The 15,566-nt window shown below is 68.8% G+C and carries 11 protein-coding genes; 5 read left to right on the top strand and 6 right to left on the bottom strand.

Annotation, left to right across the window (positions count from 1 at the left end):
• Positions 1-260 precede the first annotated feature (260 nt).
• The gene (locus tag OG966_RS36815) at positions 261-833 is read right to left on the bottom strand and encodes a MarR family winged helix-turn-helix transcriptional regulator (protein WP_326654425.1); all 573 of its coding nucleotides are present in this window, start codon (positions 831-833) and stop codon (positions 261-263) included.
• A 431-nt stretch (positions 834-1,264) separates the two neighbouring features.
• Between OG966_RS36815 and OG966_RS36820 the strand changes: the two genes are divergently transcribed.
• Positions 1,265-2,059: an intradiol ring-cleavage dioxygenase gene (locus tag OG966_RS36820; protein ID WP_326654426.1), complete on the top strand. Its 795-nt coding sequence runs from the start codon at positions 1,265-1,267 to the stop codon at positions 2,057-2,059.
• A gap of 135 nt (positions 2,060-2,194) precedes the next feature.
• Here OG966_RS36820 and OG966_RS36825 read toward each other — a convergent pair whose 3' ends face one another.
• A complete protein-coding gene (locus OG966_RS36825; protein WP_326655522.1) occupies positions 2,195-3,427 on the bottom strand; it encodes a YncE family protein in 1,233 nt (410 codons plus the stop codon).
• A gap of 340 nt (positions 3,428-3,767) precedes the next feature.
• Here OG966_RS36825 and OG966_RS36830 point away from each other — a divergent pair, with 340 nt between their 5' ends.
• Complete coding sequence (locus OG966_RS36830; protein WP_326654427.1) at positions 3,768-4,427, top strand: TetR/AcrR family transcriptional regulator; 660 nt, start codon at positions 3,768-3,770, stop codon at positions 4,425-4,427.
• A gap of 87 nt (positions 4,428-4,514) precedes the next feature.
• Here the strand turns inward: OG966_RS36830 and OG966_RS36835 are convergent, their stop codons facing one another.
• Entirely contained in the window at positions 4,515-5,189 is a 675-nt protein-coding gene (locus OG966_RS36835; protein WP_326654428.1) for a pyridoxamine 5'-phosphate oxidase family protein, read from the bottom strand.
• 832 nt (positions 5,190-6,021) lie between these two features.
• On the opposite strand from OG966_RS36835, the gene OG966_RS36840 reads away from it, so the two are divergent.
• From OG966_RS36840 to OG966_RS36850, 3 genes are all read left to right on the top strand, one after another.
• A complete protein-coding gene (locus OG966_RS36840; RefSeq protein ID WP_326654429.1) occupies positions 6,022-7,302 on the top strand; it encodes a PucR family transcriptional regulator in 1,281 nt (426 codons plus the stop codon).
• Positions 7,303-7,516: 214 nt separating this feature from the next.
• Positions 7,517-7,786 (top strand): hypothetical protein, encoded by a 270-nt coding sequence (locus OG966_RS36845; RefSeq protein WP_326654430.1) that lies wholly within the window; start codon positions 7,517-7,519, stop codon positions 7,784-7,786.
• A complete protein-coding gene (locus OG966_RS36850; protein ID WP_326654431.1) occupies positions 7,786-9,393 on the top strand; it encodes a sodium/solute symporter in 1,608 nt (535 codons plus the stop codon). Before OG966_RS36845 ends, OG966_RS36850 begins: the two co-directional genes overlap by 1 nt.
• 97 nt (positions 9,394-9,490) lie before the next feature.
• Here OG966_RS36850 and OG966_RS36855 read toward each other — a convergent pair whose 3' ends face one another.
• The 3 genes from OG966_RS36855 to OG966_RS36865 form a co-directional block, all read right to left on the bottom strand.
• A complete protein-coding gene (locus tag OG966_RS36855) occupies positions 9,491-10,741 on the bottom strand; it encodes a PP2C family protein-serine/threonine phosphatase (protein ID WP_406730350.1) in 1,251 nt (416 codons plus the stop codon).
• Between the two features lie 97 nt (positions 10,742-10,838).
• Entirely contained in the window at positions 10,839-13,286 is a 2,448-nt protein-coding gene (locus tag OG966_RS36860; protein ID WP_326654433.1) for a SpoIIE family protein phosphatase, read from the bottom strand.
• A gap of 2 nt (positions 13,287-13,288) precedes the next feature.
• Positions 13,289-15,415, bottom strand: a complete 2,127-nt coding sequence (locus OG966_RS36865) for a SpoIIE family protein phosphatase (RefSeq protein WP_326654434.1) — start codon at positions 15,413-15,415, stop codon at positions 13,289-13,291.
• Positions 15,416-15,566: the final 151 nt, after the last annotated feature.

Below are 15,566 nucleotides of genomic sequence, written 5' to 3' on the forward strand. Positions count from 1 at the left end.
GTACTTCTCCAGGGCGTGAGCGGCTTTCAGGGCGCGCGAGACTCGAGGTGCGGTGGTGAGGTCGCTGGTCCGGAGCCCCGAACGCCGTTGTTTGAGATCAAACGATATGAATCCGCGTCCGCACCGTCAAGGGCCTGACCGTATGTGAGGCCGGAGGCGGCGTGAGGTCAGGCATCGTGCGACCGGTGGGATCGTGAGGCCTGGGGCCGCGCGCGTGCTCAGGCCCGGCGATGTGCGTGCTCATGCCTGGCGGCGGTCGCTCACGCCTTCGGGCGCCGGCCGCTGCGCCGCGGCACCGGGGGAGCCCCGTCGAGCAGCTGCATCCGGCGCTCCTCGCCATGCGCCTCGATCTGTACGACGATGCGGCGCAGTGCGTTCGCCGTCTGCAGGCACTCCTCGTCGCTCAACTGCTCGGCGACGAAGGCCTCCTCGGCGTTGAACTCCGGGAAGAGGCTGTGCATCTGCGCCTCGCCCTTGTCGGTGAGGGCCAGCAGCACCCGTCGGCCGTCGGTGGGGTGCTCGGTACGCCTGACCAGCCCCCGCGACTCGAGGGTGCGCGCGACGCCCGTCAGTGTTCCCTTCGAGATCCCCGCTTCCTCGGCCACCTGGCGGGTCTCCATCTCGCCCCAGATCCATACGACCCACAGCACCACGAAGCCGGTCCAGGTCAGATCGGAGCCGCGCAGCACGGAGTTCTCCACATGCTGGCGCACCGCTGCGGCCGCGCGGTGGATGTTGCCCACCATGGCCATCTGCTCGTGCCGGATCGGTGTGTCGCCCAGTTTGGCCCGGACCATCCGCTCGGTCTCAGTGATGGATCGCTGACCAGGCACGAACCCTCCTCCGAATGGTCGCGGTTGTTCGGACTCGAATTATAGGTGGGTGCGGATCAGGCCACGCGGCGTCGGGTGTGCGGAGTGGCGTCTGCCCACTCCGCACCATGGCCGACGAGCCGGGGTCGGCAAAGACTTCGAATGTCTTCGAGAGGCCGCCGGGGAGGGGGAGTTGCTCCGCGGCGGGCCGCAGCTCGGGTGTGGGTGCAGGTCAATCCCCGCTTCAAGGCTGCGCTGTCCGGCCATCGGCGAGCGATCCTCGGCGGACGGTGACGTCCATGTGGTCTGGACAACTGGCACACTGCCGGGCACGCTCCCCGCACAGCGTCCGCACTCGACCGCTACGTCGGCGGACCCTGAACCGCGAGGCAATCGTTTGTGGCCAAAAGATGTTCTTGTCATGCACACGGCGGACGCCTATCTTTCCGTTCATGAGCGATTCCCCCCACCCCCAGGGCGAGCCGTCCAACGGCCGCGAGAACGCATCCCGCCGCGCAGTCCTCACCGGACTCGGCGCTACCGCACTGTCACTGGCCGCCGCGGGACTGGCGGCCCCCGAAGGGCTCGGGACGAGCCCCCAAATCGAACAGGCACCGGCAGCCGCCACGCTCGAAGCCGCATGCGTGCTGACTCCCGAACAGACGGAAGGCCCCTACTACCTGGACCTGGAGACGGTCCGCAAAAACATCACCGAAGGCAGGCCCGGCGTGCCGCTCACCCTGCGCACCACGGTGATCGACACCAGAACCTGCGCCCCGATCCCGAATGTCGCCGTCGACATATGGCACTGCGACGCGCGTGGGATCTACTCCGGTTACGTCGCCGGCGGCTCGACTCCGGACACCACCTTCCTGCGCGGTGTTCAGCTCACCAACTCCAGCGGCGTCGCCGAGTTCACCACCATCTACCCCGGCTGGTACGCCGGCCGCGCCCTGCACATCCACCTCAAGACGCACGTCGGCGGCACCGTCTCCGGCGGCACGTACGAGGGCGGGCACGTCTCCCACACCGGCCAGCTGTACTTCCCCGAGAACTACAACACACAGGTCGCCGCCCTCACCCCGTACCGGACCAACACCGCCCGCCGCACGCTCAACGCCCAGGACGGCATCTACCGCAACGGCGGGTCGTCGACGCTGCTCGCCATCACCATGGTCGGCAGCACGCTCAGCCAAGGTGTCATCGGCACCGTGCTCCTCGGCATCAACCCCACCGCAACTCCCTGACGAGCGGCGGCCTGATCGGATAATGACGGCGCAGTCGCCAACCGGCGGCTGCGCCGTCCCACGGGCTCACTCGCAGTCCAACCGGAGGGCCGCTCGTGCCGGAGCCGGCGGCGGATACGGGCGGCGGCGCAGAGCTCAGCCGGCGGGGCTGGTCCAGTCGGCGGCCACATGGGCGATGCGTACACGCTGCGGGTGGTCGCCGACCGCTACGGACGCGACCTTTCTGCCGGTGGCGAAGTCGATCGCAGTGACGCGGTCGGCGCCGCTCTCCGAGATGACGCAGGATGTGCCGTCGCCGCTCACGGTCGCCCAGTACGGCTTCGAGGCCGGCACCAGCGGCCCCTCCTGGAGCGAGTTCCGGTCGACGATCGTCGCGTAGTCGTCCATGGTCCCGGCGATGCACAGCTTGTCGCCCGCGGAGTTCATCGACATACCGTGGTGGCGGGAGTCGTTTACCCATGTGGTGCGGTCTTCGCTGGTAGCCGGGTTCTTCGGCAGCGTCTTCGCCCGGGTGATCCGGTCGGATGCGATGTCGTACTCGAGGAAGCCGTTGAAGAAGGAGACCTGGAAGTAGAGCTTGGACTGGTCCGGTGTGAAGGCGACGGGCCGCACCGCGTCGGACAAGTCCTTGCGGCCGAAGGCGTCGAGCCGCGAGCGCATGTCGATGACCTTCACCTCCTTGAAAGCGGCGGCGTCGACGACGGTGATGCGGCGATCGCCCTTCGTCCAGTCCATGGCGGGGTCGTCGAGCGCGGTGTTGACCTCGCCGATCGACATGTTCCACAGATACTTGCCACCGTCGGTGAAGACGTTCTCGTGCGGCTTGTCGCCGGTCTTGAACGACCCGAGCTGCTTCCCGGTCCGGATGTCGAGCACATGGACGGTGTTGGAGGTGGAGGCCGAGAGGGCGACGCGGGTGCCGTCGGGGGACACCGCCATGTGGTCGGAGCGGTATCCGGAGACGGGGAAGCGCCAGTTGACCCGGCCGGTGGTCATGTCGATCGACACGACGTCGGCGAAGCTCGGGCGGGAGACGACCATCGCCGAGCCGTCCGGGGTGGAGTACATGTCGTCGACGAACTGGTCGTGTCCCTCGCCGGGGCCGTTGCGGATGCCGAGGAAGTAGATCAGCTTGACCGGGTTGAGGTAGATCTCCGTGAGCCGCTGGGCCTTGTCCGGTATGACGTTGATGCGGCCGATCTTGGAGAAGTCGCCGTGGGACGCGATGACGTCGGCGGTGCCGTCCCAGTTGTTGCCCACGAACATCACCTCCCTGAGATCGGCTGCGCCGGCATGTGCGGCGCCGCCGGTCGTCACTCGAGGAGCGGTGGGCGCGGCGGCCGCTGCCGCCGGGCCCACGACGGCCATGGTGAAGGCTGTGGCGAGAGCGCTGAGCGAGCGCAGGGACGGGCGGCGCTGGGGAACACGCACGGAGACGATCCGCTGTGAACGCCGCCTTGTGGGCAGAGACATCGTCGTTCCTTCCGTGGGGGCGAGTGGGGCCTCGTGGTGCGGAAGTGGTACTGGCGGTGCCGGAAGTCGTAGTGGAGCGCGGTGAGTTGTGCCTCAACAGCTGGGCCTCGGGCCTGCTCCGCCCAATCTGAATACGCGTCCATTCAGATTGGGCTACTGGAAAGTAACGAGAGGGGGGACACTCCACAAGGCTCACGACACGAGAAAATGGTGCGGACCGACGAGGGAGGGGTCAGTGGCGGGCAGGCTCAGACAACCGACTGGCCGTTACGCAGGCAGGTCCGCCGAGGAACGGCAGGCCGACCGGCGTCAGCGGTTTCTTGCTGCCGGGCTCCAGCTCTTCGGCGACAGTCCCGGCTACCGCGCCACGACCGTGGCCGCTCTGAGCGAGGCCGCGGGACTGTCCACCCGTCAGTTCTACGAGGAGTTCCGCACCCTCGAAGACGTGCTCGCCGCCCTGCACCTTCAGGTCAACGACTGGGCGGAGGAGGCCGCCCTTGCCGCGCTCGTCGATGTGGACGGTCTGCCGATCGCGGAACGCGCCGCGGCGGCCTTCCGCGCCTATGCCGCCAACGTCACCGGCGATCCACGCCGTATCCGGATCACATTCGTCGAGATCATCGGTGTCAGCCCGCGGCTGGAGGAGCAGCGTCTGGCCCGGCGCTCCCGCTGGGTGGATCTCATCTGCGCGGAAGCCGCGGCGGCGGTCGGGCGGGGTGAGGCGGCGCCTCGTGACTACCGGGTCGCCGCGGCGGCCTTCATCGGCAGTGTGAACGGTCTCCTCCACGACTGGAGGGCCGGCTGGGTGGACGCGACGCTCGATCAGGTCGTCGACGAGCTGGTGCTGTTGCTGCTGGGCATCGTCCGCCCGGCCGGGTGGTGGCCCGGCGCGTAGCGTGCCGCGAGCCAACTGTTTGAGCTGACCGGTGAGTTGGCATACGCACAACACCGTGCCGCATGAGTGGGTCCGGCTCGTTGTCCGTCAGCGCCGGAGCCATCGACGGAGCCGACGGGATTCCGGAGGGCTCTCGCCGGAGTCCGCCCCGGACGCCGCGGGGTAGGCGGGCATCCGGTCGGTGAAGTATGCGGCATCCTTGGGGCGATTCATTTCCGAGGCGCGCGGCCGTGGAGCGGGTTCCAGGTGCGGGATGTGCTTGGAGCAGTGGACATACGCCTCCTCGACCGTCATGTGTATCCACATCTGCGGCTGTCGGCCGGGTGCTGCGTCCATCGGGAGGCTCGGGTATTCGGCACGTTGCTCCTGCTCGGTGCGCAGTTCGGCCGCTCCATTGATGTGCAGGCCTATGTGGTGTCGAGTGAAGTCGATGAAGAGCAGACCGAGATGAGGGTTCTCGGTGATGTTTCCGACGCTGGCCAGCACGCCGTTGCCGCGGTATTCGGGGTAGGTCAATGTGCGGGCGTCCAGCGCGGTGACGAACCCGGGCGGCCCGGCGCGGAAGGTGGAGTCGCAGGCGCCGCTCGCGTCGGCCGTGGACAGGAACACCATGGTCTGTCGGGCTATGAACTCCCGCATGGGGGGCGTGAGGAAGTCATGCATCTGCCGGTCGTAGAAGTCGGCCGCGCGGTCGGCGGTGCCGAACTGCTTCTGCACCATTCGCTCGCCGGGGGAGCCGACGGTCTCGTCGTGTGGGCTCACGGCTGCTGGGTCTCCTCCTGAGAGCGGGCAAGGTCCAACTGCCGGGACGGGATGGGAACATCCCGGGTGTTGTCGTGCATCCGCGTCCGTGGTAGTCCGGGCCGCAGTATGACTCACGTGGGCCCGTGGCATCTGCGGTTGCGTATTGAGGCAGGCTTCATAGTGGTCCGCGGTACGGAGTTCGTCCAGGTCATGGGGCAACGAGTTCCGCGGCCCACGCTGTGCTGATCGCGCGGCGGTGTGATGCCCTGGACCGGTCGCAGGGGTCCGTGACCGCGAATCCGCTCGCACCGGCGCGGAGCGCGCCGTAGACGTGGTCACCTCGTCGAAGGTCGGCACCAGCACTCGGGACGCCCCCGGACCGGCGGTGATCAGACGGGTGACTTCGGCCCGTGCATGCCGGGCGTCGGCATCTCCGCCCATGGCCGAATACCGATGCGAGGGTCCCCCCCCGACAGGGGTGGCGCTCGTTCTTGCCGCGGCGCTTGTCGGTGGTGGCGGTCGCCGATCTGTCGTGCCTCGGTGGGGCCGGGTGCTGCGAGAAGACGGCCCAGGGAGCGTTCCCGAGGGAGCGGGCGAGTGTCGTTCCCGTCCGGGAACCGACCGCTTCGCGGGGGAGAGCCCTTCCATACCGTGGCTGCACGGAATCATCACGGTTTGGCTGAGACCTCGCCCCGAGCTAACCAACTGCTTAGCATGGTGGCTCCCTGGAAGGTGGCCTGCTTCCGCGCACCGACGGCTGACCCGGCGGAGGTCGCACGGCGCTCCGCCCAGCTCAGGACATGGCGGCTCGCCGTGGTGTTCTCGCACGCCCCGTCCACCTGGAGGGTCCATGCAAACCAGTTCTCGCAGCCACGACGCAGTCGTCAGCGCCCCGCTGACCGATCGCATCATGAATTCCTCCCCTCTCCAGCTCTTCGACAGTGCCTGCCGGCACCTTCTGGGGCGTGGGACGGAATTCGCCGACAGCGTGGTGGAGAAGATCCGCTCCGAGGTGCCGTACTACGCCGACCTGGTGCTGGCACCACCGGACCTGAGGCAATCCGTGAGCACAGGCGTACGCCACGGGCTGGAAGCCAGCCTGGATCCGACCAGGATCGTGGACGTCGAGCGTTACACAAGAGAGCTCGGCATAAGACGCGCGCAACAAGGCCGCCCTCTCGACGAGGTGCTGCACGCCTTCCGTGTCGCCGGCTCGGAGGTGTGGAGCGGGATCATCGGTGTGGTGGAGCGGGACGGACTCGGCGACTCGCGCCAGCTGGTACACGTGGCCGAGCTGGTGTGGAAGAGCAACGACCGCGACGCCGTCCTCGTCGCCGACGCCTACCGGCAGGTCGCCCACGGCGTCGCCAGCCGGCACGGTGAACGCGTCCGCCTGATCCTCGCCGCACTGCTGGAGAACCGCACCGAACCCGATTTCACCCGGGATGCGGCGGCGATCCTCGATTTGCCGCTCGGCGGACGCTTCGCGGTAGCGGCGCTGCGGGCCACACCGCCCTACGGCCACGTGCCCAAGACCGTTCCCGAGGTACGCGGCATCCGAATGCTGCGCCACACCTGTCCACAGGGCGATGTGCTCGTCGCCCACCTGGGCGACCGTCCTCTGGACGCGCTCGCCTCCGGCCTGGCCGCCGGTCCCGGGATGCGTATCGGGATCAGCCCTGTCGTGCAGGGTCTGGACAGCCTGTCGCGTGCGCGTGACATGGCCGAACTCGCCGTTCGCACCTGCCGGGCCGACGGTGAGATCGCCCGGCTCGACACCTGCCTGCCCGACGGGCTCCTGATCTCACGGCCCGACCTGTCCGCCGAGCTGGCCCACCGGGTGCTCCGGCCCCTGTACGACCTTGAGCCCGCCGACCGTGACACGCTCTTCGACACCCTCGGTATCTGGGTGGAGAACGGTGGCTCCGCCGTCAGGACCGCCCGGCACATGTTCTGCCATCGCAACACCGTGCTCAATCGTCTGCGCCGCTTCGAGCAGATTACCGGACTCGCTCTGTCCCGCCCACGCGATCTGGTGCAGCTCACCCTCGCGCTCGACGCGCACCGCCTGCTCGGACCAGCCGCCGTTCTGGGCGCCCCGTACGAATTGAACCCCCTGCCGTCTGCCTGACGACGGATGCCCGTTCGTGGCGGCACGGCGCAGGCGCCACGGGCCACGGCACGGCACACGCGGCTGAATGGGCATCAGCACAGTGACCTCATGTCGGTATTGGGAGTGGGCAACAGAGCGAGCACAGCGCGTGGACCGGCCATAGCCGCACGTGCTCTGGTGAGCCCCGCACCTGAGGGGATCCGCCCTCATACCTGCCCGCCAGGAGACCGTCATGGCTCAACAACACGCCGCCCGGCTTCATCATCAACCACGGCCGCATCGCCCGGGTGTCGCTTTCGCCGTGGTCAATGGACTGACCTTCGGCGTACATCTGCTGCTCGCCTGCTCTGCCGCCGACTTCATGGCCACCCGCATCTGGGGAGAGACCACCATCGGCGTGCTGGCAGTTCTCCTCCAGGGGTCTCTCCTGCTGTGGACGGCGGCGCGGTACGACCGGCGTGCGGGTATGGGCGTACCGAACGAGCAGGACGTGGAGTACTGATGAATCCTGACGTCCTCCTCGCCGCCGTGCCCGGCACCCTGGACACGGACACGCGCTCCCTGGTTCTCGTGGGCTTTCTGACCTTGATCGTCCCCATACTGTTCATCAGCGTTCTCAGCGGCCCTGAGAGGGACCGGGTCAACGAGTTCTACACAGCAGGCCGCAGGCTTCCGCCGCTGCGGGGGGCCCTCGTACTGTCCGGGGCCTACCTGTCCGCGGCCACGGTGCTCGGCACCACCGGCACCGTGGCGGTCTTTGGCTACGACGGTCTGTTCATCGCTCTGTGCACCGTGCTCTCACTCGGCGTGCTCCTCCTGCTGGCCGCCCCCCTGCGCGAGCGCGGCAGCTACACCTTGGGTGACACCTTCGCTCTGCGGGCTCCGGGGCCCGCGGTGAGGATCGCGGTTGCCTTCGTGACATTGAGCGCATGCGTCCCCTACCTGGTTGTGCAACTCTCCGGTGCGGGAGCGACCACCGCGATGCTGATGGGGCTGTCGGGGCCGGGCGCCGCACAGACGGCCATCGTCATGATCGGCGCGCTGGTCGTCTGCGCCACAGCGTTCGGCGGTATGCGTGGAACCCTCGCCCTTCAGGTGATCAAAACGGTGGCGCTGCTCTGCATGGCCGTGGCCGTGACAGCTGTGCTGTTCCATCGCTTCCACTGGAGCACCGACTCGCTCGTCGACGCCGCCAGACAGGGCAGCGGCCGACCGGCCGTCTATATGCGTCCAGGCCTCCGGTTCGCCGGCAGCACCGGCGCCCGGGGCACACTCGACTTCGTCGGCTTGATGATCACCATCGTGCTGGGGGTGGCGTGCATGCCCCACGTTGCCATGCAACTCAACGCGGCTCGCGACCCGGCCTCCGCGCGCCGCACGGTGCGCCACACCGTCGGCATCGTCGGTGCTTTCTGCCTCGCCACAGCGGTGACGGGGTTCGCGGCCGCCGCGTTGATCGGTGCCCCGGCGATCCTGGCCGCGGATCCGGGAGGCAACAGCAGCCTGCTGATGCTCACCGGCGAGCTGGCGGGCGGCTCGTCCATCGACACGGGCGGGGCATTCCTCGTCGTTCTCGTTTCCTCCGCGGTGTTCCTCACCGCGCTGTCGGTCGTGGCGAGCGTGACGCTGGCGGCCGCCGGTGCGATCGCCCACGACCTGTACACGCAGGTTCTGTTCCGTGGGAGTACGACCGAGGGCCGGGAGGTTGCCGCCGCGCGCTGGGCGTCCGCCGGGGTCGGAATACTGAGCATCGGGTTGGCGGTCTGGGTCCAGGGATGGAACGTCGGTTTCCTGTCGGCTCTCGCTCTGGGGGTGGCTGCCTCCTGTCTGCTGCCGGCGCTGGTGTACTCACTCTTCTGGAAGGGCTACACACGAACCGGGCTGCTCTGGACGCTGTACGGAGGCCTGTGCTGTGCCATCGGGCTGCAGATCTCCGGCCCGGTCTTCTCGGGCACGCCCTTGGCGTTCTTCCCGGAGTGGCACCTCAACTGGTTCCCGCTCCAGACGGTTGTCCTCGTGTCCATGCCGGTCGCGTTCCTGCTCGGCTGGCTGGGCAGCGTTGTGGGAAGGCGGCGGGTGCCGGGGGGCGCGGAGCGTGCCATGGCATAGGGCGGCGGCTCGACCGGACCGGGCCAACGCCCGCAGAGGGGTTGCGGCCGTTCCTGTGAACGGCCGTGGCTCATGGACGGATCTCATAGGCCGTGGCTCATAGACGGATGACGACAAGAGCGGTGTCGTCGGTGTTGCCGCCCGGTGGGATCAGTGTGGACAGCAGGCGGTCGGCGAGGCTGTCGGCATCGGCAGTGGGATGCCGGGTGAGGCAGTCGGCGAGGCGGGCGAGTCCGGTGTCGATGTCCTCATCGCGGCGTTCGATCAGTCCATCGGTATAGAGCACGAGGGTGGCGCCGTCGGTGAAGGCGGCGGCGGCCTGGGGGTGGGGGATGTGTTCGGGGCGGGCGCCGAGTGGGGGGTCGGTGGCCCGGTCGAGAAATTCGACCAGGCCATCGGGATGGAGCAGCGCAGGCGGCAGGTGTCCTGCGCTGCTGTAGGTAATGGTGTGGCTGTCCCAGTCGACGATGGCCTGGACCGCTGTGGTGGACTCGGCGCCGTCGACGGAGCGGGCGTACTGGCCGACTACATCGAGCGCCGTAGCGGGTCCGTCGGCAACGCGTACGGCCGCGCTGAGGGCGCTGCGCAGCTGTCCCATGACGCCGGCCGCGGGCAGGCCGTGGCCGACGACGTCGCCGACGGCGACAGCGATGCGGTCGCCGGACAGTTCGGCCAGGTCGTACCAGTCGCCGCACACGTTCAGAGCGCCGACGGCGGGCCGGTAGCGCACCGCCACCCGGTGATGGCCGACCGGTCGCGGTGCGGGCAGCATCGCTTCCTGCAGGGCGAGGGCGACCTGCCGTTCGCGGGCGTGTGCCTGGCGCAGTCGTTCGTTGACCTCCTGCAGTTCCCGGGCGCGGGTGTAGAGTTCCGCCTCCATCAGCCGGTGGCGGTCTCCTCCTCGGGAAGAGCGGGCGCGTCCGTCACGGGTGCGGGCGTTGATGAGCTCGGTGACTTCCTCCACCCGGTGCACGATCAGCACCACCTGCCCGTCCGGACCGAGGACGGGGGCGTTGACCGGGCTCCAGTACCGTTCCTCGAACACGCCGGGCCCATCAGCTGCCTCGACGTCGTAGCGTTGCAGCGCCATGCTGTCGCGCGAACCCGACTCCACCACCCGCAGCAGTGACGCTTTCAGGTTGCGCATGCCGGACGCGTCGGGGTCGCCGGGATTATCCGGGAAGACGTCGAACAGATGGAGACCGATCAGCTGTTCCCGGGTGCGGCCCGACAACCGCAGGTACTCCTCGTTGGCGTCGGCGTACACCATCTGCGGATTGAGCAGCGCCACGGCGCTGGGCAAGGCATGGAAAACGGCCTCATAGTCGGTCGCGGATTCCCACACCATTGCTTCCCGCCTTGTGCTGCGTCGCTTCGATCTTGCGACTTTTCCACCATATGCACCAGCGGAAGCCTCGGCCGGACAGCCACCTGCGCGCGCTGATTCACTCTGCCGACGTGGCGGGCAGCGGTTGTTCGGTCCAGATGGTCTTGCCGTCGCGCGTGTACCGGGTGCCCCACCGCTCGGTGAGCTGGGCCACCAGGAAGAGTCCGCGACCGCCCTCGTCGGTGGTGCGGGCCCGGCGGAGATGCGGTGAGGTGCTGCTGGTGTCGGACACTTCGCAGATGAGGTGGCTGTCACGGATGAGGCGTAGGCCGATCGGCCCGCCACCGTACCGGTAGGCGTTGGTGACCAGCTCGCTGACGATCAACTCGGTGGTGAAGATCATCTCCTCCAGCCCCCACTCGGTCAGCTGGGATCCGGCCAGCTCGCGGGCCTGAGCGGCGGCGGTAGGTTCTACCGGCAGCTCCCACGTGGCCACCTTCTCCTTCGGCAGCACGCGGGTACGGGCGATGAGCAGTGCCACGTCGTCGGCCACGTCATCGGTCGGCCGGTCGTGCAGCAACGCGTCCCCCACCACCCCGCAGGTCTCCTCCAACGAGCGGGTGGGCACGCTCAGCGCCTGGCACAGATCCGCCAGACTCTCGTCGACGTCTCGCTTGCGGGCCTGGATGAGGCCGTCGGTGTAGAGGGCCAGGAGGCTGCCCTCGGCCAGTTCCAGCTCGGCGGCCTCGAACGGCAGCCCGCCCAGGCCCAGCGGCGGACCGGCGGGCAGGTCGACGAGGTGGACCTGCCCGTCCGGGGTCACCATCACCGGCGGCGGATGACCGGCGCGGGCCAGGGCGCATTGCCTGGAGACCGGGTCGTAGACCGCGTACAGGCAGGTTGCGCCGATGATTTGAGGGAAACGCTCGTCGGTCGGCTCCTGCTCGGCGGCCAGCCGGTCCACTAGGTCATCGAGGCGGGACAGGACCTCGTCGGGGGTGAGGTCGAGGTTGGCCAGGGTGTGTACGGCGGTGCGCAGCCGGCCCATGGTGGCCGCCGCGTGGATGCCGCGGCCGACCACGTCGCCGACGACGAGGGCGACGCGAAGCCCGGAGAGTGGGATGACGTCGAACCAGTCACCACCCACGCCGGTCGTATCGTCGGCAGGCAGGTAGCGGTGGGCGATTTCGACCGCGGGGTGCGCGGGCACCTCGTGCGGGAGCAGGCTGTGCTGCAGGGTGAGCGCCGCGTCGTGCTGCTGTGTGTAGCGGCGTGCGTTGTCGATGCAGACCGCGGCGCGGGAGGCGAACTCCGCGGCGAGTGTGAGGTCGTCATCCTCGAACGGCTCGGACCGCTGCCACCGCCAGAGACTGAGCAGGCCGAGCACGAGCCCCCGGGCGACCAGCGGCACGACCATCAGCGAGGGGTTGCCCAGACTGAGGACGCGCTCGGCCCGCTCCGGGTCCTCGGGGAGCCACCCGGTAACGCCTTCCTGACGCGTGTCGAGGACCGGACGCCGCTGGGCCAGGCACCGCGCTTGCAGACTCTCCGGCGGGATGTGAATCGTGCGGCCCACCGGATACATCACCTGTGGCGTATCCGGCAGAACGCTGCGGATAGCCGTCCGGCGCACGGTTCCGAGTACCTCCTGGATGGGCTCCTCGCCGCGGGCCACCGGCTCCAGCAGGTCCACGGAGACACAGTCGGCGAGGTCCGGGACCGCGACCTCGGCCAGCTCATTCGCCGTCCTCGCCACGTCCAGCGTGGTTCCGATGCGGGCGCTCGCCTCGTTGAGCAGGGCGAGCCGATGGCGGGCCCGATAACGTTCGGTCACATCCTCGACCGTCTGTGTCACGCCGAGGATGTGTCCGGAGGGGTCCTCTATCCGGAATGCGGATATCGATACGAACATCTCATGGCCCGGGTCCCGCCGCAGAGCGCAGGGCTGTTCGGTGAAGATCGAGGACCGGCCCGTCTCCAGTACCTCCCCCAATTGCCTCACCACCGTGTCGGAGTCCCGCTGGATGAGGAAGTCGCTGACCCGGAGCCCCCGGTGTTGCTCGACCGGTATCTGACTGAACTTCGAGATCGCCCGGTTCACCCGCAGGAGGCTCAGGTCCGGGGCGAAGACGGACAGACCGATCGGGGAGCGGCGGAACAATCCGTCCAGGACCGACCGGTCCCTCTCCCACTGGATGACCTCCTCGGCCGGCGCGGCGACGAGAAACCACTCGCGGACGGCGTCGCCCCTCGTGATCGCCCGGGCCCGGCACCCCAGCTCCACCCGCCGCCCGTCGCGGTGCCGTACGGGCACCACCCCGAACCAGCCCCGATCGCGTACGCATACGGCCAGTGCGTCCATGACGACGTCGTCGTCATGGACGTCGATCAGGAAACCGAGCGCCGTCCGCCCGAGCGCCTCCTTCGGCGGGTAGCCGAGCAGCGCCTCGGCCCGCTCGCTCCAGCCGATGACCGTCCCGCGGTCGTCCAGCACCGCCGAAGCCGCGCGCCGCACCGCGAACGGGTCCTCCGGGCCCTCGCTGAACGTCGTCATCGGTGTGTCCATCGCTACCACCCTTGCGCCTTGCGAGCGGGACCGCGTGAGCGGAGCTGCTCGGAGTGACTGATCACCGAGTCCCGAGTACGCGGAGTTCTGGCGAGGAGCACCGCCACATCGTCCTGAGCCGTGGAGGGCAGCAGCCGGCCGAGGATGCTGTCACAGATCTCCTCCAACGGATGGTCGAGGTGCCGCAGCGCCTGGGCGAGTTGCTGCATGCCCTGGTCGAGGTCTCTGTCGCGTGCCTCGATGAGGCCGTCGGTGTACAGCACCAGCAGACTGCCGGGGGGCAGCGGCACCTGCTCGGTCCTGAAGTCCTGCCCGCCCGCTCCCAGGGGTGTACCCGGGGGGCCGTCGAGGAACGCAATAGTCCCTCGGGCCTCGGCCACGGCCGGAGGTGGATGGCCGGCCCTGGCGATCAGACAACCGCCGGCAGCCCGGTCGAAGACCGCGTAGACGCATGTCGCCATTTCATTCTCACCCAGGTCGCTCACGACGGCGTCCAGGGAACGGAGCATCTCAGCCGGGGGGATGCCGTGCCGTGCCAGCGTTCGCACCGCTGTGCGCAGCTGTCCCATGACGGCCGCCGCATGGATTCCGTGCCCCATCACATCCCCGATGACCAGCCCGGTCCTGCCGTCGGGCAGGGTGATGGCGTCGAACCAGTCGCCGCCGACCGCGTGGTCGCTGGCGGGCAGGTAGCGTCCGGTGAGTTCCAGGCCGGTCACGTCCGGCAGCGCGTTGTTCGTCAGGCTGCGTTGCAGCGTGAGCGCCGCCTTTCGCTGGCTGGTGTACATGCGCGCGTTGTCGATGTTCAGCGCCGCCCGGGCGACCAGCTCGTCGATGAGCACGCAGTCCTGCTCATCGAATCGCTCGCGGCTTCGGGCACGCGTCACCACCACGGCGCCGAGCACCTTGCCACGGGCGACCAGCGGGACCAGTCGCGCGGCGCCCAGGGTGCTGAGGTAGGTACGCAGTTGCTCGGCGCGCGGATCGGTGATCAGCGCCGGGACATCGGCCTTGTAGAGGTTCATGGGGCGCCCGTCGGCGATGACCTGCTCGTACACCGAGCCGAGCGGGAGCTGGAAGGTCGCGCCTACCGCCAGTTTCGCGGTGGGGGCGGACGGATCGGGGAAGGAGACCGCCAGACGACGCACCACGCCGTGGGTGGATGCGGCGGCCTCGTCGGGGTCGAGTATCTCTTCCAGCAGTTGTACGTCGGCCGAGTCGGCCAGCTGCGGCACCAGTACCTGCACCACTTCCTCGGCGGTCTGCCGCAGGTCCAAGGTGGTCCCGATCCGGGTGCCGGCCTCGGCCAGCAGCGCCAGGCGATGCCGCGCCTGCCCCGCCTCGATCTGCGCCTGCTGCCCGTCGGTGATGTCGATCAGCGAGGCGATCAGGCCCAGCCTCCGGCCGACGCTGTCGAGCAGCGGAGCATAGGAGCAGGACCAGGTGCGGTCGTGTTCGGGATCGGCCGGCGTGCGACCGGTGCGGCGCACGTCGACCACCGCCTTGCCGCCATCAAGAGCCTTCCGCATCGCCGTCTCCAGCTCCGTGGCGTTGACGCCCGGCACGACCTCGGCCGGGCGCTTGCCGATGTGGTCGGCCGCGGATACGCCCTGCATCCGTGCCAGCGCGTCATTGACCCGCAGGAAGCGCAGATCGGGGCCGAGCATGGCCAGGCCGATGGGGGACTGGGTGAACAGGCCTTCCAGTGCCGCGAGTGAATCCCGCATGCGCAGGACCGCTGAGGTCTCCACGGCGATGGCGAGGATGCCCGCCCCTCCCTGGGGGTCTGCGGCCGGGCAGATCCACATCTCCATCGGCACGAGATGCCCATCGCGGTGCCGCACGGGGAGGGACCCGACCACAGCCTCACCCGCCCGGACTTTCCGTATCAGGTGATCGGCCAGCTCCCAGTCGGGCTCGGGGACCAGTATCGGGACCCCGTGCCGGCCTAGCAGCTCATCCGGCGGGTAGCCGAGCAGGTCCTGAGCGGCGAGCGACCACTCCACCAGGCGCCCGTCCGCATCGGCCCTCCACAGCGCGATCGGAAGGAGGTCACGGAGCACACCCGCGTACCCGACCGCCGACAGGGGCTGGTCCGGCAGATCACTCGTCGACTCGTGTGTGTCCAACACAACGACCTAACCCCGGGGTGGGGCACTATGCCTGCCGGTAACTCCCAGGCCGTCCAAGGGCCGGGTGCTGCCGACGCATCACCGGTGCAGCGTCTCCGGTTGCAGCGTTTCCAGGTGCAGTTCCCATCAAATCACCCCGAGGCGCGGC

The sequence above is a fragment of the Streptomyces sp. NBC_01750 genome (assembly GCF_035918095.1).
GTDB lineage: Bacteria > Actinomycetota > Actinomycetes > Streptomycetales > Streptomycetaceae > Streptomyces.